At 40.2% G+C, this 24,298-nt stretch carries 21 protein-coding genes; 9 read left to right on the top strand and 12 right to left on the bottom strand.

The window, feature by feature from the left end:
• The first annotated feature begins 44 nt into the window (after positions 1-44).
• The 3 genes from BTV98_RS01020 to BTV98_RS01005 all read left to right on the top strand — a co-directional run bounded on the left by BTV98_RS01020 (position 45) and on the right by BTV98_RS01005 (position 4,413).
• Positions 45-1,214, top strand: a complete 1,170-nt coding sequence (locus BTV98_RS01020) for a cation diffusion facilitator family transporter (RefSeq protein WP_058369374.1) — start codon at positions 45-47, stop codon at positions 1,212-1,214.
• A 542-nt stretch (positions 1,215-1,756) separates the two neighbouring features.
• Entirely contained in the window at positions 1,757-2,461 is a 705-nt protein-coding gene (locus BTV98_RS01010) for a hypothetical protein (protein ID WP_058369376.1), read from the top strand.
• A 62-nt stretch (positions 2,462-2,523) separates the two neighbouring features.
• Positions 2,524-4,413 carry a monovalent cation:proton antiporter-2 (CPA2) family protein gene (locus BTV98_RS01005; RefSeq protein WP_058369377.1) on the top strand — a complete coding sequence of 630 codons (1,890 nt, stop codon included), beginning with the start codon at positions 2,524-2,526 and terminating at the stop codon, positions 4,411-4,413.
• A gap of 50 nt (positions 4,414-4,463) precedes the next feature.
• Here BTV98_RS01005 and BTV98_RS01000 read toward each other — a convergent pair whose 3' ends face one another.
• Complete coding sequence (locus tag BTV98_RS01000) at positions 4,464-5,393, bottom strand: DUF2628 domain-containing protein (protein ID WP_058369378.1); 930 nt, start codon at positions 5,391-5,393, stop codon at positions 4,464-4,466.
• A gap of 350 nt (positions 5,394-5,743) precedes the next feature.
• On the opposite strand from BTV98_RS01000, the gene trmB reads away from it, so the two are divergent.
• The 3 genes from trmB (at position 5,744) to BTV98_RS00985 (ending at position 9,847) form a co-directional block, all read left to right on the top strand.
• A complete protein-coding gene (gene trmB / locus BTV98_RS00995; protein ID WP_058369379.1) occupies positions 5,744-6,565 on the top strand; it encodes a tRNA (guanosine(46)-N7)-methyltransferase TrmB in 822 nt (273 codons plus the stop codon).
• Between the two features lie 1,060 nt (positions 6,566-7,625).
• Positions 7,626-8,684 (top strand): recombinase RecA, encoded by a 1,059-nt coding sequence (recA, locus tag BTV98_RS00990; protein ID WP_058369380.1) that lies wholly within the window; start codon positions 7,626-7,628, stop codon positions 8,682-8,684.
• Between the two features lie 41 nt (positions 8,685-8,725).
• Positions 8,726-9,847: a regulatory protein RecX gene (locus BTV98_RS00985; protein ID WP_058369381.1), complete on the top strand. Its 1,122-nt coding sequence runs from the start codon at positions 8,726-8,728 to the stop codon at positions 9,845-9,847.
• Between the two features lie 116 nt (positions 9,848-9,963).
• On the opposite strand, the gene BTV98_RS00980 is transcribed toward BTV98_RS00985, so the two are convergent.
• The 6 genes from BTV98_RS00980 to BTV98_RS00955 form a co-directional block, all read right to left on the bottom strand.
• Positions 9,964-10,680 carry a YidB family protein gene (locus BTV98_RS00980; protein WP_075102738.1) on the bottom strand — a complete coding sequence of 239 codons (717 nt, stop codon included), beginning with the start codon at positions 10,678-10,680 and terminating at the stop codon, positions 9,964-9,966.
• Between the two features lie 216 nt (positions 10,681-10,896).
• Positions 10,897-11,376, bottom strand: coding sequence for a hypothetical protein (locus BTV98_RS00975; protein ID WP_075102737.1), 480 nt, complete (start codon positions 11,374-11,376; stop codon positions 10,897-10,899).
• Between the two features lie 17 nt (positions 11,377-11,393).
• Positions 11,394-11,675 (bottom strand): succinate dehydrogenase assembly factor 2, encoded by a 282-nt coding sequence (locus BTV98_RS00970; protein ID WP_075102736.1) that lies wholly within the window; start codon positions 11,673-11,675, stop codon positions 11,394-11,396.
• 71 nt (positions 11,676-11,746) lie between these two features.
• Positions 11,747-12,649 (bottom strand): dihydropteroate synthase, encoded by a 903-nt coding sequence (gene folP / locus BTV98_RS00965; protein WP_075102735.1) that lies wholly within the window; start codon positions 12,647-12,649, stop codon positions 11,747-11,749.
• Positions 12,650-12,850: 201 nt separating this feature from the next.
• Positions 12,851-14,743: an ATP-dependent zinc metalloprotease FtsH gene (gene ftsH, locus BTV98_RS00960; protein ID WP_075102734.1), complete on the bottom strand. Its 1,893-nt coding sequence runs from the start codon at positions 14,741-14,743 to the stop codon at positions 12,851-12,853.
• A 279-nt stretch (positions 14,744-15,022) separates the two neighbouring features.
• Positions 15,023-15,655 (bottom strand): RlmE family RNA methyltransferase, encoded by a 633-nt coding sequence (locus tag BTV98_RS00955; RefSeq protein WP_058369383.1) that lies wholly within the window; start codon positions 15,653-15,655, stop codon positions 15,023-15,025.
• Positions 15,656-16,080: 425 nt separating this feature from the next.
• On the opposite strand from BTV98_RS00955, the gene BTV98_RS00950 reads away from it, so the two are divergent.
• Together BTV98_RS00950 and BTV98_RS00945 are read left to right on the top strand one after the other, a co-directional pair.
• The gene (locus BTV98_RS00950; protein ID WP_075102733.1) at positions 16,081-16,392 is read left to right on the top strand and encodes a YhbY family RNA-binding protein; all 312 of its coding nucleotides are present in this window, start codon (positions 16,081-16,083) and stop codon (positions 16,390-16,392) included.
• A gap of 154 nt (positions 16,393-16,546) precedes the next feature.
• Positions 16,547-17,308 carry a hypothetical protein gene (locus BTV98_RS00945; protein ID WP_058369385.1) on the top strand — a complete coding sequence of 254 codons (762 nt, stop codon included), beginning with the start codon at positions 16,547-16,549 and terminating at the stop codon, positions 17,306-17,308.
• Between the two features lie 174 nt (positions 17,309-17,482).
• On the opposite strand, the gene BTV98_RS00940 is transcribed toward BTV98_RS00945, so the two are convergent.
• On the bottom strand, positions 17,483-18,211 hold the full coding sequence (locus tag BTV98_RS00940) for a CHAP domain-containing protein (RefSeq protein WP_058369386.1): 729 nt from the start codon (positions 18,209-18,211) through the stop codon (positions 17,483-17,485).
• Between the two features lie 151 nt (positions 18,212-18,362).
• Between BTV98_RS00940 and BTV98_RS00935 the strand changes: the two genes are divergently transcribed.
• Complete coding sequence (locus BTV98_RS00935) at positions 18,363-18,878, top strand: DciA family protein (RefSeq protein ID WP_075102732.1); 516 nt, start codon at positions 18,363-18,365, stop codon at positions 18,876-18,878.
• Positions 18,879-19,177: 299 nt separating this feature from the next.
• Here BTV98_RS00935 and lpxC read toward each other — a convergent pair whose 3' ends face one another.
• From lpxC to BTV98_RS00915, 4 genes are all read right to left on the bottom strand, one after another.
• Complete coding sequence (gene lpxC / locus BTV98_RS00930; protein ID WP_058369388.1) at positions 19,178-20,095, bottom strand: UDP-3-O-acyl-N-acetylglucosamine deacetylase; 918 nt, start codon at positions 20,093-20,095, stop codon at positions 19,178-19,180.
• Between the two features lie 359 nt (positions 20,096-20,454).
• Positions 20,455-21,651 (bottom strand): cell division protein FtsZ, encoded by a 1,197-nt coding sequence (gene ftsZ / locus BTV98_RS00925; protein WP_075102731.1) that lies wholly within the window; start codon positions 21,649-21,651, stop codon positions 20,455-20,457.
• Positions 21,652-21,932: 281 nt separating this feature from the next.
• The gene (gene ftsA, locus BTV98_RS00920; protein WP_218612934.1) at positions 21,933-23,225 is read right to left on the bottom strand and encodes a cell division protein FtsA; all 1,293 of its coding nucleotides are present in this window, start codon (positions 23,223-23,225) and stop codon (positions 21,933-21,935) included.
• A gap of 180 nt (positions 23,226-23,405) precedes the next feature.
• A complete protein-coding gene (locus BTV98_RS00915; RefSeq protein ID WP_075102729.1) occupies positions 23,406-24,182 on the bottom strand; it encodes a cell division protein FtsQ/DivIB in 777 nt (258 codons plus the stop codon).
• Positions 24,183-24,298: the final 116 nt, after the last annotated feature.

The raw sequence follows: 24,298 nt of genomic DNA, 5'->3' as shown, positions 1-24,298 counted from the left end.
CTTGAAGTTATTTACTATAAATCTTAATAAATTTGAGTAACGTTATGAGTCAAGAAGATCCCAATCATAAGCAAAAGAAGCACTTGCCTCCAAGTAAGCCTATTGATGTGTATAAAAATGACGATAGTAACTATACTCCTGACAATCAAGATACTCACGATCATGATGAACACTTAAAGCAAACTACCGCACCGCGAGATACCAAAGGCTATCAACGCACGTTACTGATTAGCTTTGTGATTATTACAGGTTATATGTTTATTGAGGCGATTGGTGGCCTACTAACTGGCAGTTTGGCACTATTATCTGATGCAGGTCACATGCTAAGCGATGCCATTGCACTTGGTGCAACCTTAATGGCATTTAAAATCGGCGAAAAAACAGCCACCCATCAAAAAACTTTTGGTTATAAACGCTTTGAGATTATCGTAGCCACAGTTAATGGTGCGACGCTGGTGATTATCGCCTTGATGATTTTTTATGAAGCGATCAAACGCTTTAACTCACCGCCAGAGATTGCCACCCAAGGTATGCTAATCGTCGCGACCATCGGTATGCTAGTCAATATCTTGGTCGCTTGGCTGATGCATCGTGGTAGTAGCAGTGGCGATGGGCACGCGCACAGTCATGGATCAAATGAAGACCATGTAAAAGCTAAAAGTTCTGACACAAAAGAGCCTGTCAACCTCAATATGCAAAGCGCTTACTTGCATGTATTAAGTGATCTGCTGGGATCAGTTGCCGCTATTATTGCCGCCTTATTAATGATGGGGTTTGGTTGGGTTTGGGCGGATGCAGCAGCGTCTGTCATTGTCGCCATACTTATCTTAGTAAGCGGTTATCGTGTTGTACGTGATTCGGTACATATCTTGATGGAGGGCACGCCAGAAGGCATATCGCTGGTCGATGTTGAAGATAAGCTGCTTGCCCATCCACAAGTGAAACAAGTCCATGACCTGCATGTCTGGAGCATCACCAGCGGGCTAAATGCGCTATCTTGCCATGTGATGGTCGATGGGGATATGAGAATCTCGGATGCCAGTGTATTGATTGCTAGTCTTGAACAAGGTTTGTTAGCGCTTGGTATTCATCATGCCACCATTCAGGTTGAAAGCTTATCGCACCCGCAGACCAGCACCCATAGCGATGCACTGGTTTGTAATGTCTCAGAACGTCCTATAGATAGTAATAGTCATATTGGGCATAGTCATTAGTAACGAATAATCAATTAGGAGCCGTTAGATCGAAGAATTGTAGAAGGTATAGACGTATTCTATTATTGATTACGTCTAATACAACGATAAATGTGACGTAATATAAGCCAAATTGACCAAACTAGAGTCATGACCCAAACCAGTAGCCCAAGACCTAACAACGTCACTCTAATCCATAAATCTAAACAGCCATTGCACACATCAGGTAGATAAGCTGGGCCCATGTTTGATGCCATAATCGACACAAATCCAAACGCTAGGACAAAACCCAAAATTATAAAGCGTATAGAAATTCTTAGCGTAGTAACAATCCAAGTATCTTGTTTTTGTCGCTTTAAAAACTTTAGCATCACAGTGCATCTCATCTATCTAATAAAAGCCTTAACATCATAGCTTGTAATACTATAATCATTAAACAAATTAAACTTAAAGCGGTTTATGTGTTTATAATAACTATAATAAACCACTATTTAGTATACTAATTGACATTGGTAAGCAGACTTATTAGTATTTTTTAACCTACTTATTGACGATATAATCCTATGTCTAGACGCTCAGCGCCCTTTGTCGCCCCAGACTATATTGACAACCCTACGTCAAAAGATGGCAAAAAACACGCCAAGGTTTTGCTATCAACGCTGCAAGAAGACATTGCTAAGTTTCGTGACGAGCAGTTTCCGCCTGACATTTTACGTCAAATCCGCGACATGCCTATTTACGAAGGTAACTTAGCAGAAGTCCAAGCATACCAGCAGCGTTGGCAAACTTTGCTTGAGCGTGCGATGGCTTTTTATCCAGCAGCCAACCTACCACCTGACTACCTACCACTGCCAGCCAGCCTTGAGATACCGCAGTTTATTTATCATGTGCAGCGCCTGCATCTGACCAAAACCCGAGCCAAAGAATCCAAAAGCTTTGGCTCGGTCGGCGCACTGACTGATAAATGCGGCGATTATAGTGCTGAGGAAATTGTGCGCATGTCAGCAGTATTTGATAACGATGACGAGGCAAGATTGGTGGCGCATCGTGAGTTTATTGACCTACGTGCTTATGTATTTTGCCGCGATAGTAAGGGTGAGATGATGGAGCCTGAGCGCGTACGCTTTTATCGTACCGGTCTTATCGTCCATGCGTTGCCTGATTTCAAAGTCGTCGATAGTAGACAGACACCGCGTAAGCGCCGTAACGATGCTTATAACAATCCATTAGCAGACAATGGCGTTTGGAAAATTTATCGCAAAAAATGACTGTATTGTTTTATGTACTATATCTTTGATTATACTCTTGAATTGATTGCTAAGGATGTTATATGTTCGCTGCCGCTGCCGGCTCTCCAAACTTGATGCTACAAGCCACCATATTTTTGGGTGCAGCGCTGCTTTTTGTCCCTCTCGGTAAACGCTTCGGTATTGCTACTGTTCTCGGTTATCTGATTACAGGACTCATACTAGGCCCAAGCGCGTTAGATGTGGCAGGCGACGCTGAAAGCTTGCTACATTTTTCTGAGTTTGGCGTGGTCATGCTGCTGTTCATTATTGGTCTTGAGCTACAACCATCGCGGCTTTGGGCACTACGGCGCTCTATATTCGTCCTCGGCGGCTTGCAAGTTGGGCTTACTGGCACGCTATTAATGGTCATTTTGTATCATTTTTTCTCTCTACGTTTGGACACTGCTTTTATCGTCGGCTTTGGTCTAGCACTGTCATCCACTGCTTTTGTCCTACAGATACTCACTGAAAAACAGCAGCTCTCCAGTACGCATGGTCGCGAAGCGTTTACCATATTATTGTTCCAAGATATTGCCGTTATTCCCCTATTAGCAGTGATTCCGTTTTTGTCAGGTGTGCGCGAACAAAGCTACGATTTGATTTATTTTGCCAAAGTTTTTGCCGTCTTCGGTGGTCTTATCCTTGCCAGCCGTTATGTTATTCGACCATTTTTTAAATTTGTCGCATCTAGTGGTGCGTCAGAGCTGCTGACTGCTGTTGCCTTATTTATCGTCATGGGCGTGTCTATTTTGATGGGACAAATTGGTTTATCAATGGCGTTAGGGGCGTTTTTGACTGGTGTACTCTTAGCGGATTCTGAATATCGTCATGAGCTAGAAGCCAGTATTGAGCCCTTTAAAGGTTTACTGCTTGGTCTATTTTTTATGTCAGTAGGAATGTTAACTGACATAAAGCTTATCTTGGCACATCCTATATTTATCATTAGTTGTGCCGTGGCGTTAATGTTCATCAAGTTCGCTGTGATTACCACTATTGCAAAGGTACTAGGCAATCGCTGGCCGACCAGTATCCGACTTGGTGTGACCTTAGCTCAAGGCGGTGAATTTGCGTTTGTATTATTCAATGTCGCTGCGACCCAAAATGTATTGGCGCCTGAAATGGAAAATACGCTAAATTTAATCGTGACCATTTCTATGGCACTCACCCCGCTCGCCTTTTTACTATTGGATAAAATCGGTGAGCCTTTATTTGCTAAAAGTAAGCCTAGTCGCGAGCATGACACGATCCCCGATCATGAACATCCGGTCATTATTGCAGGTTTTGGACGCGTCGGACAGATTATCGGGCGCGTGTTACGCATGCATAATATCGAATTTACGGCCATTGAACGCTCGGCAAACCGAGTGGATTTTGTGCGTAAATTTGGTAACCAAGTCTATTATGGTGATCCCAAAAACCCCGAAATTCTACGGGCTGCTGGTATCAGTAAAGCACGTATTTTTATCATCGCGGTTGACGACTTAGAGCGCTCTATTACCACCGCTGAGTATCTACGCAAAAACTATCCTGATTTGGTTGTATTGGCGCGCGCCCGTGACCGTCAACATTATTATCGTTTACGTGAGGTTGGCGTACGTCATATCTGGCGTGAGACCTATTTGTCTTCGTTAGATATGTCACGTGAGTCTTTACAGCTGCTTGGTATTTCACCTGAAAAAGCACGCGACACTATTCAGACTTTTCGCGACTATGATGATGACTTGATTGAACGTCAGCAAGCTATCTATGATGATGAAGCGAGGATGATTGAATCAGCACAATCGGCAATGGCAGAGCTTGAAAGCTTGTTTGATGAAGATATTGGTAAAGCGCGTAAGATGGACTTAGGGGATTTTTATGAAGTTCTTAAGAAACAAGCAACGCCTGTTGATGATACTTCAAGCGACATTGCCACTGATCCTAAAGCATAGCGATTGTTATAAACCCAGCTTTAGCAGTCCTAATATTTAAATACTTAACCTTAGTTAGTTATGCAGCGTTTGGGAGCTTGTTTTTTGTTAAGCGAGCTTATGCAGTTCCAGCTATCGCTTTCGGGATTATGGTGAAATACTAGCGTTTGACCATTTAGGTAGCGTATAGGAAACTTGACGTTTTGAACGGTTGCCATCACTGCGCAGTCAGTAGCAGGTAGGCCGTCCACTTGCGTAGTGATATGCATGCGTACCTGCTGAGCATCGGTACTAAGGGGCAAGCTGGTCGGACACTCGCCTGTTTGCTGATAGATTAGCGCGACTCGATTCTGCGCATTTTTAGTAATGTCATACGCATCAAATAACACCTCGTTTTCTTTTTTCTTAGCAAGAATAGGTAAAAACTGCACATTGATTACCATAAGCGCGAAAGCAAAAAACCCAAAACCCAAACCTAAACCAAATAAGCTCACCCCGCCCTCACGGCGTAAATGCGCTTGCTGTGCCGCCTCATCACGTGGATGGTCATTGATAGCATCAGCAATCTCACGCCTCGCCATGCGGTAATAATATGCATCTGTCCAGCGCGCCACCATAAACGACCAAAATAACCAAATCATCGCGGCAATGCCAATACGTGTTGCCATCTGATAGACATCTGGAATATATGACATCGCTACAAACTCAAACGTGACTAGTGCGATGACAATATTAAGCTGGATAAATGACCAGCCAGCAACGCTGTAGACAAGCGCATCCATATAACGTTTGCGATATAAAAGCCAAGGTAGAGTCATAAAAAATGCAGCCCAGTGCCACTTAGGTGACAGATACCCTTGCCGATCAAATTGCGCAAAACGCTTGAGATAATAACCCTGTGTGCGATGACCAATAAACCATTGATCAAATTTTTTGCGCTTAAGAGGGGTTAGCTGTTCTTGATAAAACGGTGGTGGCGAATCCGTCTCAATAAATAACATAGCAGTAAACTCTATTGACTGGTAAAGGTTTAGAATTACTTAGAACTTAGAACTTAGAACTTAGAACTTAGAACTTAGAACTTAGAACACTAAATGGTGGTTTATTGTGTCGATAAATGAACTTTATTATATGATAATAAAACGCCAGATACGATGTACTTTAGTATAGGTCAATAGGCTAATATAGCGACTATTAAAGCGTGTATAAGCCATTGTAAACCTGATGTTAAATCAAAGTAGTTTAGTCATTGGCAATTTAATCATGCATTATGATATTGCACGTTCACACATAAGGGTATTTAACTTATAATACACTCATATTCGCTACCTAATTGAATTCTATTGCTCTTATGAATGAACACTCTCACACTGATAGTCCTATCAAGAATCATACCGATGTATCGACTGACACCGACACACAGACCAATGAGTCTATGACGTCTAATGCAGACGCATCCAATACTAAACATAAACGTATCGTCAATACGTTTATGAAACGCCGTACACACATGAATAAAAATGCTGAGCTGGCTCTAACTGATCCAAAATTTGCTCAGTATTTGGTCAATAACAGTTTTGGTGATGGCAATCTTAAAGACATAAACGATCTGCGCTCGTTATTTAGTGACACGCCTAATGGTAGTGACGCTCCACTCACTCTAGAAATCGGTTTTGGTCTGGGTGATTCGTTCATTGAGATGGCAGCAGCCGATCCTGCACGTAACTTTGTTGGCGTTGAAGTGCACGAGCCTGGTATTGGCAAATGTGCTTATATGGCCGGTACGCAGAACTTAACCAATGTTAAAATCATCAATGGTGATGCCATTCAGCTACTAAAGCAGCTGCCAGAAAACCACATTGACCGTATCCAGCTTTACTTCCCTGATCCATGGCAAAAAAAGCGTCATTATAAGCGCCGCTTCGTTAGTCCTGAGCGCATGACTATTGTCACTCGTAGCTTAACGCAAGGTGGCTGGTTCCATACGGCGACCGATTGGGAGCATTATGCATTTTGGATGGTCGATGTTTTAGATAATTTCGCTGGACTTAGTAACCAAGCTGGTAAGGGCAATTTTACGGCACGTCCTGACTTTCGTCCAATGACCAAGTTCGAACGTCGCGGCCTAGAGCGTGGTCATGGCGTATGGGATTTAATATATATTAAGGACTAGACTCTTATATTTTCTTTGAAGGTTTATATACAGCGGCTAATTAACTTAGCCGCTTTTTTATGAGACTATATAACTGATTCTAATACCAATTTTGTTTTTGCGTTTAACCAAGACCATACTAATCGACTTACTTACTCTTTGCTTGGCTCTAGAATGCGGCTTTACTCTAAAAATAAAGATAAAAACCCTTGCTATTTTTGGTTAACTTTTTTAATGAAAAACTCTTTTACTATTTTAGATTTTTGACAGCTCAAGACTGCGTTTATCATGGATACTGTACTTTTCAGTAATGTGAAACATGGACAAAAAAAGAAGAAGAATCAAGGCAATTTTCATCTAAAACATCCCTAATAAAAAGGACTAGAATGGATAAATGACTTTTAACATTAGCGCAAACATTGATAGCATAAGGGATTGCAGAGTTTTCCCCATTCCCTGTGGATAAGTATGTGGATAAGTGACTACTTGACACGTTTTTGACTTGATAAACTAATGGTTTAAGTAAAATTGGTTAATTTTTATACAATTTAAATGTCTATCTAAATCAATAACTTATATTCAAGTGAAAGTAAAAATAACTTTTTATAAATTAATTTAAATTTTTCTAATTACGAATTAATGTTTCACAAAATCGACTCTGAAGCCTATTTTTTTCTGTGGACAACTCAATATTTTTATTGACATCTTCTGTTGTTAGTGAGTTTAATCTATCATAATAACGGTAAGACTTTCTACCCATTTGAGCAGTTAAATCTCCTTTTATATCACACGACAGCTGTTGTCGTTTGATACCTTTCATATCATGATGTCGCACCTATATTTTGTTATAATCACTTCATCAAATCACACACCTACCAACCCTTTTGTTCTAAACTTTATTCTACTTTTATTATCGGTATTTTTTACTGTATAGTGAGATAAAATATTTATATCACGTTTATCTATACAACCATGATGTTAAAGGTAAGTTGAGACAGCCGATTTAACAGAATACCTCCCATACTTACCCGCTATATTTTCAAATTACTCTTTTATGACAACTTATGACAAGGACTCCATTATGGACGACAATAAAGCCAAAGCACTAAAAGCAGCACTTGGTCAAATTGAAAAGCAGTTTGGCAAAAATACCATCATGCATCTAGGTGATGATTCGGCAGCGCTTGATGTAGACGTTGTATCAACTGGCTCATTAGGGTTAGATATTGCCCTTGGAATTGGTGGACTACCCAAAGGGCGTATTATTGAGATTTATGGTCCAGAGAGCTCAGGTAAAACCACTATGACGCTACAAGCAATTGCAGAGTGTCAAAAGCAAGGTGGTACTTGTGCTTTTATTGATGCAGAGCATGCCCTTGATCCTGTCTATGCGCGCAGGCTGGGAGTAAACACTGACGACCTATTAGTTTCTCAGCCTGATAATGGCGAGCAAGCGCTTGAAATTACTGATATGTTGGTACGTTCAGGTGCGGTTGATATGATCGTCGTTGATTCCGTCGCTGCTTTGACACCGCGTGCAGAGATTGAGGGCGAGATGGGAGACTCACACATGGGTCTGCAAGCACGTTTGATGAGTCAGGCTTTGCGTAAGATTACTGGTAATGCCAAGCGCTCCAACTGTATGGTAGTGTTTATTAACCAAATTCGTATGAAAATTGGTGTTATGTTTGGTAGCCCTGAGACCACGACTGGTGGTAACGCTCTCAAGTTTTATGCTTCAGTACGTATGGATATTCGCCGTATTGGTGCGGTTAAAAACGGAGATGAAATCATCGGTAATCAGACTCGTGTTAAAGTCATTAAAAACAAAATGGCGCCTCCATTCCGTCAGGCTGAGTTTGAAATCACCTATGGTGAAGGTACCAATCATTTAGCTGAAGTCATTGATCTAGGTGTTGAAGTTGGTGCTGTCGGTAAAGCTGGTGCGTGGTATAGCTATGGGGATGAAAAAATCGGTCAAGGTAAGGCAAACTCAGTTATCTTTTTGAAAGAAAATCCTGAAATTGCTCAAGCCATTGAAGCGAAGATTCGTGCTGAAAAACTTGGTGCTGTTGACAATAATGAGACACCAGATGCGGACAATATGGATGAAGACTCAGACGCAGCGCCAGTTCAATAAAGGCTGCATTTTTCCTTTTATTTTTTAACTGATCAATAGTTATGAATATTAAAACATTAGCTGAAATTCTAGCTGAGTCGGAAGCCGATTCAGCTAGTACTCCTGCCTTAAAGCCAAAAACGGCCACTCAAAAATATCTATCTAAAAAGCCTGCCAAAAAAAAGAACTCTGTCGTTAAATCCAAATTTGAAAAATTCGCTCCTAAGCCTTCTTTACAAGGTGATGAGACGTTTGATAATTCTGATAACCTTAGTCATACTTCTCCGCCCTCTTCTCATGACCACTCCGCTAAGACTAAATCCAAAAAACGTAAGAAGCGCTTTCATCCAGCGGCTAGCTTTGAGCCTGAACCTAACACTGTACCTACCTATCAACCACCTAAAGCGCAAAGTATTAAAGAGATACTGGCAGAGGTTAAAAACAATGTCCATGAAACAAATATAGGCGACAAGTCTGATATAGGAGCAAAATCAGCTGTAGATCACATTAGTGACGCTACAATTAATCATAATGATGACGACGTCACAAAACCAAACGAAGACAGCGCAGTAGATAGTCAAACAGATAATTTACCATCCGCGCTAAAAGCCTATCTACGCACGCCTGAGCAGCGACAAGCAGATATTGACGCTATTAAAGCTGAAAGTCGTTTACGCTGGTTGGCATTTTACTATCTTTCACGCCGCGAATATGGCAAAGCTGAGTTAAAACAAAAACTTTTGGATAAAGAGCAAGATCCCGATAAGGTTGATACTTTACTCGATGAATTTGAGGAAAAAGGCTATCAAAGTGATTATCGTACGACCTTGATGCTGATTCGAGAAAGCATTCGTAAAGGTCGTGGTCGTGGTCGTATTAAACAGGAGTTTTATCGCAAAAAAGTTGAGATGCCAAGCAATATTGATGAGCTTATTGATATGGCTAATACAGAGACTGATGAGTTTAGTGAGTTTGTAGATGATGATCCAGATAATTTGGTCGAAGGTGTTGACTGGCTAAAGCTTGCAGTAGTAGCTCGTACCAAAAAATACGGTAACGACATCCCTACTGAGCAAAAAGATAAAGCACGACAATTACGGTTTTTACAGTATCGCGGGTTTAAAGCCGATGTATGCTTTGCTGCTCTTAACTATACACCAGAAACACTAGACGAACGCTTTTAACTGGCTTTTGTAGTCAACTCATTATTTGAATTGAAAATAGCCAAAAAAAGAGCACGTGATTAAACGTACTCTTTTTTTTGGCTGCATTCATTATAGTAAAATTAAAGAATGCTCACTTATTTCAACGCTCCAAGACGACTGGATAATTGACTCACAATCTGGTCGATTTCTTGATTGGCTTCTGTTTCGTTATCTAGGTTACCATGTGGCGTCAATTGATTAACGACTTCTGGCAACAACTCAGCCAACCCTTGACGCACTTCTGATTGATTGGCCCCAGTATGCGCAGCAACTTGCTGAATTTCGCTTTCGTCAAACAAGCGACTAACGTCATTGGGGTCTAAGTTGTCATTCAATTCATGATTGCTCATCCAAGAGCGCGCTTGCTTGTCATAACCCATACCTGTAATTTTAGACAATGCACCGCTAAGGCCACCGTTTCGTTGTATCCAGCTAAGCACCATAGGCATAAGAGCGGCGACTAACATGCCTTTGCCACCAAAACCACTTCTCGTACGCTGTCCGCCCAGTACACCCCCTAGGATATCACCCAGTCCACCTGTACCAGAGCTCATACCACCGCGTTGTCCACCGCCAGTCAAGCCTCCTAAAATATCATCTAAACCCAAACCATTATCTGACTGAGTGTCATATCGCTGCGGATTATACTCACGTGTCTGATTGCGACTACCTGTTAATACGCCACCCAAAATATCACCGAGACCACCCGTGCGGCGTGGATTAATGTTTTGATTGACCGGATTACGTTTGGAATCTTCTGGGTCCATTGCACTACTAGCAACTTGTGTAATTAAGTTCCCTAATAAACTCATAATATTGTCCTCTCCTTATTTTAATCGTATTGTCGTACATGACATCATAGCTATTAACAGTATGAGCTGTCTTGTTAGCTAATATAACAAACCGTTTTAACCATCAGGATAGGTATTTTGTTATCACACGTGGTACTTCGTAAGATAGCTATCAAGCGTGACATAAGAAGGGTCACTACAAAATTTATAAAGCGATATTAGTTTTAAAATTTAGCCTCAATTCAGTTTTTTGCCTACTATAGTGGCTAAAATATTTAATTGTTGCCAATGATCAAAGCTGACTTGATCACGATAGATAGTAATGCTCAAAGAACGTTTAAAAGGTTCAGTAGTAACAAATTCAAAATTTAACAACCATTGATAACGATGAACACTTTGGAGATCAGCTCGCCATAACTCATCACCGCGGCCAGTACGCATAAGCAACTGCCATTCTTTACTTACATGCTTATGTAAAGGAGGCTGACTTAAATGTAGTAGTATTGGCCTCGATAAGGCCAAATAACTTATCACTGCTGCACTTACAATCAGCATTAAAACATACTGCCACAATGACAGTTTGGCAAACCAAGATAACAAGACGATCGAGATTGCCAACCCAGTATATATCAACGCACGAAGTCGACTGCCATATCTAATGGCAGTATCAATACGTAACGTATCTACAGGTACTTGTACCGCGGTAGAATCAAGCATCGGTAAAAACCAAGCGGTTATGACAAGTCTTTTTCATGACGCCACGTTTTAATTTTTTTAACCAGTGTCCATATAGCCTCATCATCTGGACGCGCCTGATTGGTAAAATAATCTAATAGATCAGGATCTTCATAAGTGAGCATGTTTGCAAAAGCTTCTTGTTCAGCAGGATCTGCTGTTAAGTAAAGCTCTTTTACGTAAGGATCGATATAAAAATCTAACTCTTTTAGGCCGCGTCGTGCTTGATAAATAATCCGGCGCTGCTCATTGGTTGGTTCTGGTTGACTCGTTGCTGTCATAAATTTGATCTCACTAAGGATAAATCTAAATAAAAATACGTTGTAGCATTATAGAATAATCATTACTGACATTAGACCTTGTTTTGCTCATAAGCGGATAATTGATTCCATAATGCTACCGCTTGCTGCATCATAGGAACATTATGCGTACGAATAATACACGCCCCTTGCTGTAGCGCAAATAAACCGGCCGCAACTCCTACTGTATCGCGCTCAGGGGCTTTAGTCGTCGCAAGCTGATCAAGGCCACTATTGGCCAATACTTCAGCTAAAAAACGCTTACGCGACACGCCAAACATTAGCGGCAATCCAAGCGCTTTTAAGCTCTCAAGCTGGGTCAATAATGCACAGTGATGTTCGTAGTTTTTAGCGAAGCCAAAGCCGGGGTCGATAATCATCTTATCATGCTTAACGCCGAGAGCTATCACCTCATCGATACGAGCCGTCAACTCAGCCTTTACTTCACTGACTACGTCGTCATAATGGGCCAAACTACTCATCGTCGTTGGCTCACCACGCATGTGCATAAGCATTACTGGTATATCAAGTTTGGCCGCCATTGCGACTGCACCTTCACGTTTTAAGGCACGTACATCATTCCAAATATCTGCGCCTGCTTCAACAGCCGCTTGTATAACTATAGGATTACTAGTATCAATCGATAACCAAGCTTCTCCGCCAAGTTGTTGTCGTATGGCTTTAACGACTGGTACTACACGCTGTACTTCTTCAGTAGTAGCCACAGAGTCAGCATTCGGACGAGTAGATTCGCCTCCTATATCAATGATAGTTGCTCCTGATTCAAGCATATGCTGACAATGTTCAACAGCTTTATCAATAGCATTGAACTGCCCTCCATCTGAAAATGAGTCAGGCGTTACGTTCAAAATACCCATGATATGGGGCTGAGATAAATCTAGATCTTTAGTAGGTCCAGATAGCGTATAAGCTGGTAAAGGGTCAAATAATGACATAACTCATCCATCAATGATTATATAAACAATATATTCTGTAATATAAGATATCCCAATTATATCTAATAGTAGAACAAACACAAAAACTAATGGAATAGCTATGAACTATAGTACCAGCAATTAGCATCAACAATTTTAAACCACTAAAAAAGCCCTTTGTGAAAAGGGCTTTTTTATAATAGCTAACATCTCAATTTCAGCTTACATTGCTGGTAACGGAGGTGGCGTTAAACCCGTAGGCTTAGCATTACCTTTACCTAGATTGACGCCAGGCTGATAAACCTTAGGCGGACGCGGCTCTTCACCTGCTAGAATATCTTGCAACTGATCACGATCAATCGTTTCCCATTTCATCAACGCATCGACCATCGCATGCATCTTATCTTGGTTGCCTTCAATCAGCTCACGGGCAATGTCATACTGCTCTTCCAACATACGACGTACTTCTTCATCTACCTTTTGTTGTGTGGCTTCTGAGATAGTACGGCTGCTAGAACCAAAATAGCCTTGTGAACTGTCGTCATCTTCGTACACCATGACACCAAGTGCATCCGACATACCATACTTAGTGACCATTGCACGAGCCATTTTGGTGGCACGTTCGAAGTCGTTTGAAGCACCTGTCGACATCTGATTGATAAATACTTCTTCTGCAATACGACCACCAAATAAAATAGCGATGTCGTTAAGCATTTTTGACTTATACATACTGGTCTGATCATGCTCAGGCAGCTGCCATGTTACCCCAAGTGCAAATCCACGCGGCATGATGGTGACCTTATGTACAGGATCAGTACCGGGAAGTAGCTCTGCAACTAAGGCATGACCTGACTCATGATAGGCAGTCGCGCGACGCTCTTCTTCACGAATAACCATAGATTTACGCTCAGGACCCATGTACAGCTTGTCTTTGGCATCTTCAAAATCGTTCATATCGACGCTAGTTTTGTTGCGACGAGCTGCAAACAACGCTGCTTCGTTCACAAGGTTAGCCAATTGTGCACCGCTAAATCCAGGTGTACCGCGAGCAAGGGCATTTGCATCGACCGCTACTGTATTGGGCAGTTTTTTCAAATGCACTTTCAAGATTTGCTCGCGACCTTTGATATCTGGCAAGCCTACTTGTACTTGACGATCAAAACGACCCGGACGTAATAAAGCTTTGTCGAGTACGTCTGCACGGTTAGTCGCTGCAATGACGATAACGCCTTCATTACCTTCAAAACCATCCATCTCAACCAACAACTGGTTAAGCGTTTGCTCACGCTCGTCATTACCGCCGCCCATACCAGAGCCACGATGACGTCCAACAGCATCAATCTCATCGATAAAGATAATACATGGCGCACTCTTCTTCGCTTGTTCAAACATATCACGGACACGAGACGCACCAACACCGACGAACATTTCTACAAAATCAGAGCCTGAGATTGAGAAGAAAGGCACTTTGGCTTCGCCAGCAATGGCTCTTGCCAATAGTGTTTTACCTGTACCAGGTGGACCTACCATTAAGATACCACGTGGAATGGTTGCGCCAAGCTTAGTAAATTTATCGGGATCACGTAAGAAATCGACGACTTCAACAACTTCTTCCTTGGCTTCTTCACAACCAGCTACATCTTCAAAGTTAACCTTGATTTGATCTTCAGTCAGCATCTTAGCTTTAGACTTACCAAAGCTCATCGGCCCACCGCCTTTACCGCCAGCACCGCCTTGCATATTGCGCATAAAAAACAAAAATAAACCAATAATCAATAAGATTGGGAAACTGGCTATTAGCAATTGCATCAGCACGCTTTGACGTTTAGGCGCAGTCCCTTGGACTTCGACTTGGTTTTCACGTAATAGAGGCATCAACTGCTCATCAGTCACAGCTGGCCTAATGGTCTCAAAAGATGAACCATTTTTCTTTTCGCCGATGATTTGCTCACCGTCGATCTCAACACTGGCTACTTGGTTTTCGGACACTGCAGTCACAAACTCAGAGTAGTTAAGGTTATCTGGCTCAGATGATTGATCAAAGCCGCTAAACACCAGTACCAAAACGCCGATTACCACCAGCCACAATAAGGTATTTTTTACCATGTCGCTCACTAGTTATTCCCATCCCTTACTTATTGGTGTGTTTACTAGACACGTAACGCCTATATAAAAATGTAATATAAACTTATCATCATTTATTAGACGACTTTGCTTGAAACATTTGAAACAAAACAAAGCTAATATATCATGATATATGGTTTTAACCTGCACAATTCAAGCAAAAGCTGCGTTTATTCAGTTAGCAATTGTAGCGGTTTTACACGAGATATGGCGTATTCTATAAAACTAATAATAAACTATTTATTGGGTACAACCTATTGAAATAGCAAGTTATTTTATTGCTATCCAAAACATCTCTTTAGACCGTGGTCTTGATGCTGCAGGTTTGATACTACGAATCTTACTAAATTTAGTCTGCATCTGCTTGCGTAATTCTTGTGACCCCTCACCTTGAAACACTTTCATAATAAGCGCGCCACCTTCAGGTAAGGTCTCTAAAGCAAAGTCTACTGCAAGCTCACATAAATATATCATTCGTGGTTGATCGACAGCACTGTTACCTGCTGTATTAGGCGCCATATCAGACAATACCACATTTACTTGCCTATCACCGACCTCAGTCATAATTTTGTCAAAAACATCCGCTTCTCTAAAATCCCCTTGAATAAAGGTTACATCTGCCAAAGCGTCCATAGGCAAGATATCAGAAGCGATTAATGTCCCGCTGTCACCGACCAATTGACTGGCCACTTGTGACCAACTACCAGGTGCACTACCCAAATCTACTACTGTCATTCCAGAAGATATCAGCTTAGCTTTTTCATTGATCTCAAGCAGCTTATAAGCAGCACGCGCACGATAACCATCCTTTTGTGCTCTTTTTACATAATGATCATCAATATGTTCTTTCATCCAAGCACGGCTACTTTTTGATAAACCTTTATTTTCAATGCGCGTGGCCAAAATACCTGCTCCTATTACTTTATGATGTAGCGACTGTTCAATAAACGACTGACTAAATCCTTACTATTTAACTTAGTAATGAACATATTATGCAGATAAATTCATTCGACAATGATTCTTAAAAACAATTTTATTTTTTCGAATAAATTTAAGGGCATTATTAACGATTTAGCAGCTTTATAATTCATCAGCGTTTATAATGCTACAAGTTATACAGTTTAACATTTTCATCACGTAAAATCGTGCAAAATGGCCCTGATATCATGCAAGATGGTCATAGATTATTTATAATAGATATTAACTTTTTAATAATATGGTTTTAGTCATACCTTTTAGATAACATTGCTTCTTATTTATTATGACTCATTATGGCAATTCAACCATTTTAGAACTGTTTTTTGTTTTTACTACAATTTAGGAATACTATGCAACTTGATAACGCTACGATTAAACGCCTAAAAGGTATTGGTCATGAGCTCAAACCTATTGTTATGATCGGTAATAATGGCATTACTCCTGCTATCACTGAAGAGATTGACCGCGCTTTAACCGATCATGAACTTATTAAGGTGAAACTACCAGCTGGCAGTAAACATGACCGCGATGTAGTCGCTACTGAGCTTGCAACCACTGCCAAAGCTAATGTGATTCATATGATTGGTCGTATGGCGTTGTTACTACGTCAGAATCCAAATGCGAATCCTAAGCTGTCAAACTTAGCACGCCACGCTCAATAACTCATATTTATGTACCATATCAAATAGATCTAGAGAATCATCAAAATCATAGAAGCTGCGTTGCATCATAGCTCGTGGCTTTTATTTTACCCTTCATTTTATCAACTCTATATTATTAGTTTTTGTTAGGTCATTTTATTAAGAAACAGCCACTATGAGCCAGCTATTTACCTTACGATTGGCAACTGAGACATTATCGGCCGATGCAGAACAAATCGGTGTGTGTATTGAGGAGCTACAAAACATACGCATTAGCGTAAAAGCTTCACTTGTGCTATCCGAACGAAAACTTTGGTTAAGTTATCAAATCCATCTGCCATCCGCTATGCTAGCTGCAAAACTGGATTGGCCAGTATGGCAACAATCACGAGTCTGTTTTACCGACTACCTGTGGCAGCGCACTTGTCTTGAATGTTTTGTGAGTAGTAAAGTTGCCGATGAAACAACTAACTATATAGAAATCAACGCCAGTCCAAATGGACAGTATGCTCTTTATAAATTTGATGATTATCGTACGCCATCGACATATCCTCCCTTACCATTATCGCAAGCAGATGGCACTACAAAGGCGAAAATCACCTGGGCAAAGAGCCTCTCAAACCAACAGGTAGAACAGGTAAACAGCCTAAAACCCCACCCTATACTTGCAAACCATTCTGTAGATTTAAGCTCTACTAGATTTACATCAAAATATCAGTATCAACGCTGTTTTGGAGTCTCTTTAGATCAGCTCTCACTAGACAGTGATAATTGCTACTTGTCTGATGATACTGGTATAAAGCTAATACATCCATGTGTCATTCTACAGTTTTGTGAAACAAACCTATACTTTGCTTCTGCTCACGCTACTCCGCCTGATTTTCATCAACGTCGATACTGGACACCACTAGATTTGCAAGCTGCACTCACTAAATAATTCTTGCCATATAAATTAACTCTTAGTCCATGGTTGGGCTGTTTAATCGGTTAATAGCAGATAGATTTGGTGTTTGAACCATCATAAAAATAAAAAAACTCAGCAATGTCGTAAAGAGCATTACTGAGTGAGGAGAAAACACTAAAGTTATAAGTTAAACAGCCTACTTATTTTCTATTTGTCAGCCATAGCTAGGTAGATACCACGATCCGATGCATCGTCAACATAACGCGAATCACGCCATGTGGTATAGCTATGTACACCACTATAAGGGCTAATACTGTTCTGGCGGAAATCAGATACCCAACCTGAACCATCAAAAATCTGTATATGACCATGCGGACGTTTTGAGCTACGGTCATAGACTACGACGTCGCCGACTTGAGGTGGCATATCGTTACTAATTTTAGTAAAACCTGCATTGGCAAGTGTGCCGCGAGAGGCGTACTGATAAGCTGAAGGGTTTGGAGTAAACTCATAACCAGCTGATTGTAAAGCTTTACGCACGTAGCGGGCACAATAACCAGAGCTTCTAGAAAGAGCAACTCTTGATGCACGAGCTGCTGCAATAGCAGGAGCTGAATTACTGTCTGGTATTCTACTGCTTGCTTGCTGCTGACGCTCATAAGATAAGCGACTGGTTAATGATGCTAATTCATATTCTTTCTGTTTAGCATGGGCACTTAAGTTGTCAATAGCTTGACTAATTTCGTCATTACTAAAAACATGCGCACCACTGTTAGTGCTATAGATATTACGACTAGAGCCGTAATTCTGAGAAACTGAAATATTTGTGATGGTATGACTCAAGGTATTATTTGGCTGAAAGGTGGTTTCGGCAGCACCACTCGTTTGTGCTAAACCCATTCCCAATACTGACAAAATTAATAAAGCTTGTTTCATAAATTTACTACCTATTGTTAATACAAGATTGCTTGTCATCCATGACAAAACATTAATTAATTTAGAAGACGTATCATTAAGTAACCATGATAAAATTCAGCATACTCAATTTATATATCGGCCTTTATCACCCAATGGATGAGTAAATACGATGTCAAAAAAACAGCCTAATCAGCTTGCAAAACTTATTGATCATCAGGCATTTGCTGGTAGTGCCCTGCCTCAATCTTTAGCTGATGATATGCAGCTTTATACACAGTTGACTCATGAATTAAAAACACTTCTAATTGACTGTCTGCCTGAAGAAATACTTGCTCACTGCTGGGTCGTTGGTTTGAACTCAGAGCAATTAACGCTAAGTGTAGGCTCAGCTACTGCAGCCAATCATATTCGTTATTTACAAAGTGCATATTTACAAGTGTTGACAGAACAATCGATTACATTTAAACAACTTAAAAAAATTAGGGTCATAGTTTCAAAAGCCAGTTCAGATAATCCGTTATATGAACAAAAATTATCATCAACAATGAAAAACCTTAACTACTATAAAATCGGTAAAAATCAGGCTCTTAGCCAAAACACAAAGCGGACTATAGCACAGGCTGCAAAACATGTCACCACAGATAAAAACCTCAAAAAAGCCCTTTTACGACTGATAAATGAGTAAAAATACTTCTATTACAATGTAAACTTATGTAAATAAAAATAGAAAAACAGGTAGTCAACGCTGGGTTGTTGTAATCCCATAAACAAAAAAAATCATCTATCAGTTAGAACCCTATTAAGGATTTTAGCTGGCAAATGATTTTTATAAAATCTTGAGCTTTTGTATTCTCTAGGCTTCAGCCACTCAATTAAATAATATAAAACTGTATATTCACTAAAGTGGTTATAATATAAGCATAATTATGCTCAAATCATGTAATCTTACGTAAGTGTTGCGATACTTCATGTATCATCCTGTGTTTACCCTTCAACTATTAAGCCTGTTAATGGTAAATACTCAAGAGGACAAGTTACGTTGTCATCAAATGTTACAATTTCAAAGTTAGTTTCATCTGACAAAATCTCTCGGACTAACATATTGTTCAAAGCATGTCCTGACTTATAAGCATTAAAACGTCCGATAATAGGATAGCCAATTAAATATAAATCTCCTAGAGCATCCAATATTTTGTGACGAACAAACTCATCAGCAAACCGTAGCCCCTCAGCATTTAGAATACGAGCATCATCAATAACAATCGCATTGTCCATACTTCCGCCCAACGCTAGGTTATTTTGCCTTAGTGCTTCAATATCTTGCAAAAAGCCAAAGGTACGGGCTTCACTTAGCTGCTCAATAAAATTTTGTGTTGAAAAAACCAATTGCGCATGTTGAAAGTCTTTATCAAACGCTGGATGATCAAAATCAATCTCAAAGTTTAACTCGTACCCTTCATATGGACGCAGTTCTACCCATTTGTCATCAACTTCTACACGTACAGGTTTGGCAATTCTCAAGAACTTTTTTAGCGCATCTTGCTCAATAAAGCCTGCTTGCAATAATAGACCTACGAAAGGCGAGGCACTACCATCCATAATCGGTATTTCGCTCGCCGATACTCTTATTAGTAAATTGTCTATACCAAGTCCTGCTATCGCGCTTAGTAAATGCTCCACCGTACCAACACGCGCTTCACCAAAGACAAGATTTGATGACATCATAGTATCTTGTACTAAAAAAGCACTGGCTGGTATTGGCGCACTACCAACGATGTCAGTACGCTCAAAAATTACTCCAGTGTTAATAGGTTGCGGATGAAATTCTAAATCAACAGGCTCACCACTATGCAATCCGATACCTGTAATAGCTATAGCTTTTTCTATGGTTCGTTGATTCATGGCTGCTTTCTCACATATTTTGTTACAATTGCCATAGTGTAACATTAGCTAGGCTCAATTCGCTATAGCTATAGCCTGTAATTTACTTATACCTATGATTTATATAATAAATAGCTATATAGTAAGCAATATAAAATAATTATAAGACTACTTATAATTAGTTTAGATTCTTAAAAAAAGGAAGTATATGTTCTTTTTCCTAAAAACCGACACAAAAAAACCAGCGCCATTGTGCTGGTTTTTTTGTGTTTATCACGTTACTAGTCATTCATTCATACTTTATAAACCGAAAGACAATCGCAAAAATACACATTGTGTTAATATTATAGTAACTTAGAATAACATTAACTTAGAATAACCTATTTATTCTGCTGACGTTTTAGATAATCTTGAATGCTATTGGTTTTAGTCTGCGGTTGCTCTTGTGCAGGCGCAGAGCGTACACCACTATCTTGATACGTCTGATTTTGCGAATGCTTTTGACTATTTAATGCACTGGTATGTAAATTTGGATCTACTGATTGTGTACTAGTGACTGAAGGTACAGGCTGTTGAGCTTTAGGCACTTTCTCCATTTTTTCATCCAAGGTCAGACCTGTCGCTATCACAGTAACATGTAAGTCATCGCCCATTTCTTCATCGACTACTGAACCGTAGAAGATATTAGCTTCATCAGTATCTGTAATGCCTTCAACAATTTCACTGATTTGACTAAATTCGTCTAGTGATAAAGTTTCAGAAGAAATAACGTTGACTAGTAAGCCTTTGGCATTTTCTAAGCATAAATCATCTAACAATGGTGACTTGATTGCTTTTTCAGTTGCTTGACGCGCACGGTCATCACCACTAGCACGCCCGACACCCATCATCGCGTGACCTTTAGCAGTCATTGCAGTGCGAATATCATTGAAGTCAATATTCACCAGACCTGAACGAGCAATAGTTTCGGCAATGCCTTGTACCGCATGCAATAATACGTCATCTGCTTTTTTGAATGCATCTTTCATTGAAATATTGCCGTACACACTCATAAGCTTATCATTAGGAATAGTAATGATAGAATCAACGAAGTTAGTTAGTTGCTCAATCCCTGCTTTAGCAGATTTATTACGCTTACCGCCTTCAAACTTAAATGGTGTCGTAACTACAGCAACTGTCAATACTTCCATTTCTTTAGCAATACGAGCGATGACAGGCGCGGCACCTGTACCAGTACCACCGCCCATACCGGCCGTAATAAATACCATATCTGAGTTTTCAAGCAACGTTCGAATTGCTTCTTCTTCGCTTTCTGCCGCTTCGCGTCCGACTTCTGGATTGGCACCTGCTCCTAGACCACGGTTACTTTTAGCACCAAGTTGCAGTTTGTGCGGTACGGTCAAGCGATCAAGAGCTTGTCTATCAGTATTGGCGCAGATAAACGTCACACCTTTGATACCTTGCTGTACCATATGTTCTACTGCATTGCCGCCACCGCCGCCCACACCGAATACGGTAAAACGAGCTTGGCCGTTGCTTTGATGCTGGTTATCATCTGGCATGGTGTATTTTGACATAAAAAAGATTCTCCAGTTGCAGATAGCGTGATGGTCGATACGTGACAACGCACTCGCATAAAGTACTATCGACTTACTATATATAAATACTTACAAATAAAATAATAAAGTTGAGTTTTAATAAATGTGTATTAAACCTCTATTTAAACATGTTACGCTAATAATATGGTATTGCAGTACTACAATATTCCTAAAACAAATGTATCAAACGTTGACTTGCAGTAGCGCCCAACAAGCCCATTTAGAAATACTTATGTTTTAAAATACTTCATTTTAAATTCTTAAAGTATTTTTTTTAGGACGCTGGTAAAACGTTGACCGACACTTTGAAACGTCCCTTTTAGGCGACCTTGTTTAATAGCATCAGGCTCACTTTGTTCGCTATGGCGAAACTGTTCGCTTTGGCTATAAAGCAAAGTGCCAAATGCCGTTTGATAAGCACGATTGTTTACTTGCATACTTAGCTGCTTGAATGACTCTTCATTGTCAAAATGGTTATAGGCAGTAATAGCAGGATGAGTATTAGATAATACCACAGGCATTTTTAGCAGCCTTTTAGCAAAAGGTATCATACCTTTAATAGTACTACCACCACCGTTAAGTACAATCCCTCGGTCAATATATCCTAAAAGCTCTGCTTCATGAAGCTGTCGAATAACTTCAGTGAATATCTGTATATAGCGTGCTTCAACAATACGAGCTAGATTATAAAGACTGACATTGACCTCGTCACCTGAACCTTGCGGTTTGAAGATAAAAAACGAGCTTGGATCCATACTATGTATGTCGACTGTACCATGTGATTTTTTGAGCTTCTCAGCTTCTATCATAGAAATACCGATATCTGCTGAGATATCCATGGTTACTTCATGACTACCACTGGCTATACAATGAGTAAAAATGAGCTTATTCTCTTTGTATACACAAATACTAGTAGTACTTGCACCTATGTCTACTAAGCAAACACCTTGCTGTCGCTCTTCGCTCATTAGGCTATATTCGGCACTTGTTACTGCATCAAAAACAATATGATCGATACCGACATCACAGCCCTGCAATAGCTTTTGTATATTTTGACGGCTAGAGACTGGCATCATCATCATGTGATACATGACGGTAATATCTTTTGCGATCATCTCGATAGCATCATCAACCATTGTATCTTGTTCATCGATGTAGATACCTTGCTGACAACAATGCATTAAATAGTAATCGGATGGCAGATCTTGTGATTTGGCATTAGACAATGCTTGTACCATATCTCTTGCGCGAACCATCTCTTCTTCGACCGCAACACTACCAATGCTATTTTTACTAGACAATTCAGGTGTAGCGAGTGTCAACCATACACTATGCACACGACAATTCGCCATATCTTCAGCATCTTGAATGGCTTGTTTAATTGCACCTTGTAAGCGTTCGCGGTGTTTGATTTGGCCTTGATAAAAATCACTATTTTTGACTTGTCCAACACCCATGATACGTATGTCTTTTGCAGACACAACGCTACCAATCACCACATAAACTGCAGTGGCACTTAGATGGACAACAACCAGATTTTCAGTATTTTTCATGTTACCAAACAAATTATCGCTAAATAGAAGACTATCGGCTGTCTCTATTAAATCACTAGAACAGTACTATATGATTTATTCCATCATTTATAGTACAAAAATTGCGCAACCACCTTACTTATATGACCGGACTGTAAGATGCAAACTCTATGTTACAGGCTGGTTCGTCGACGACTCTACTCACGGCTCATTTGCCTTCCACGCTATTGTAAAACCATTCTTATAGCGTAAATCTATTGATTGCATATCTTCGCGACGATCAGCCAATTGATTATTCAAAAGCTGACTCAAATTAAGCAGCTTTTGTGCAGTATTCTCATTATCAACAATGACACGTAGACCATCGTTAAAACGTATCAGCCATGTCATTCGAGGTGTTAAAATAATATCTTCTACTCGCATATCAAGCGGAACATACCAGTCATTTATTTGTTGCATTTGTTGCATAATAACGGACGCTTGACCTATTTCACCTTGCAATGTAGCAAACCGTGACCTAGTCAACTCTTCGTTATCAGCTGGCACGAATACTGCACCTTTTGCATCAACCAAGCGCTCTGTCCCAAAATTAGCTACTGCTTGTTTGGGCAATGCAGTGATAACAATACCGCGTTGCCAGTCTCGGGTCACACTAATTTCATCGACCCACGCAAGACCCATTGCAATATCTCGTAACGCCTGCAAATCAGTCGTAAAAAAACTGCTTACTGCTTGCTGGTTCATGGTTTGTTGCAATGCTTGATGTTGAGCAATAGACAAATCTTGTGTATCAACATGGATAGCAGCTGGCGGTGCATCACGTAATGCTTTACCACCCATAAGTAGTATTAACAACAACAGTCCTATTACGAGTGCCGTAAAAAAATACTTTAACCATGCAGGTATTTGTAAGTTAGATCTTGGGCGACGGGCATCATCACTCATCAAGTCAGTTGTTCCATTGACAGTTTGAGCCATAGCCGCATTTGCCCCTATACTTTTATATGTTATTAACTTAATAAATACTTTGATTGAATAACTATTATTCTACTAAACACCTTTTATTATGGCTTTGTCATTCTATATAACAAAAA

It is taken from the genome of Psychrobacter sp. Cmf 22.2 (assembly GCF_001921745.1).
Lineage (GTDB): Bacteria > Pseudomonadota > Gammaproteobacteria > Pseudomonadales > Moraxellaceae > Psychrobacter.
This window is presented reverse-complemented; position numbering and strand designations above follow the sequence as displayed.

Bases quoted from the DNA above. Each gene is read 5' to 3' on its own strand.
- BTV98_RS01020 (WP_058369374.1), top strand. From the start codon at position 45: ATGAGTCAAGAAGATCCCAATCATAAGCAAAAGAAGCACTTGCCTCCA.
- BTV98_RS01010 (WP_058369376.1), top strand. From the start codon at position 1,757: ATGTCTAGACGCTCAGCGCCCTTTGTCGCCCCAGACTATATTGACAAC.
- BTV98_RS01005 (WP_058369377.1), top strand. From the start codon at position 2,524: ATGTTCGCTGCCGCTGCCGGCTCTCCAAACTTGATGCTACAAGCCACC.
- BTV98_RS01000 (WP_058369378.1), bottom strand. From the start codon at position 5,393: ATGTTATTTATTGAGACGGATTCGCCACCACCGTTTTATCAAGAACAG.
- trmB (WP_058369379.1), top strand. From the start codon at position 5,744: ATGAATGAACACTCTCACACTGATAGTCCTATCAAGAATCATACCGAT.
- recA (WP_058369380.1), top strand. From the start codon at position 7,626: ATGGACGACAATAAAGCCAAAGCACTAAAAGCAGCACTTGGTCAAATT.
- BTV98_RS00985 (WP_058369381.1), top strand. From the start codon at position 8,726: ATGAATATTAAAACATTAGCTGAAATTCTAGCTGAGTCGGAAGCCGAT.
- BTV98_RS00980 (WP_075102738.1), bottom strand. From the start codon at position 10,680: ATGAGTTTATTAGGGAACTTAATTACACAAGTTGCTAGTAGTGCAATG.
- BTV98_RS00975 (WP_075102737.1), bottom strand. From the start codon at position 11,376: ATGCTTGATTCTACCGCGGTACAAGTACCTGTAGATACGTTACGTATT.
- BTV98_RS00970 (WP_075102736.1), bottom strand. From the start codon at position 11,675: ATGACAGCAACGAGTCAACCAGAACCAACCAATGAGCAGCGCCGGATT.
- folP (WP_075102735.1), bottom strand. From the start codon at position 12,649: ATGTCATTATTTGACCCTTTACCAGCTTATACGCTATCTGGACCTACT.
- BTV98_RS00950 (WP_075102733.1), top strand. From the start codon at position 16,081: ATGCAACTTGATAACGCTACGATTAAACGCCTAAAAGGTATTGGTCAT.
- BTV98_RS00945 (WP_058369385.1), top strand. From the start codon at position 16,547: ATGAGCCAGCTATTTACCTTACGATTGGCAACTGAGACATTATCGGCC.
- BTV98_RS00940 (WP_058369386.1), bottom strand. From the start codon at position 18,211: ATGAAACAAGCTTTATTAATTTTGTCAGTATTGGGAATGGGTTTAGCA.
- BTV98_RS00935 (WP_075102732.1), top strand. From the start codon at position 18,363: ATGTCAAAAAAACAGCCTAATCAGCTTGCAAAACTTATTGATCATCAG.
- lpxC (WP_058369388.1), bottom strand. From the start codon at position 20,095: ATGAATCAACGAACCATAGAAAAAGCTATAGCTATTACAGGTATCGGA.
- ftsZ (WP_075102731.1), bottom strand. From the start codon at position 21,651: ATGTCAAAATACACCATGCCAGATGATAACCAGCATCAAAGCAACGGC.
- ftsA (WP_218612934.1), bottom strand. From the start codon at position 23,225: ATGAAAAATACTGAAAATCTGGTTGTTGTCCATCTAAGTGCCACTGCA.
- BTV98_RS00915 (WP_075102729.1), bottom strand. From the start codon at position 24,182: ATGGCTCAAACTGTCAATGGAACAACTGACTTGATGAGTGATGATGCC.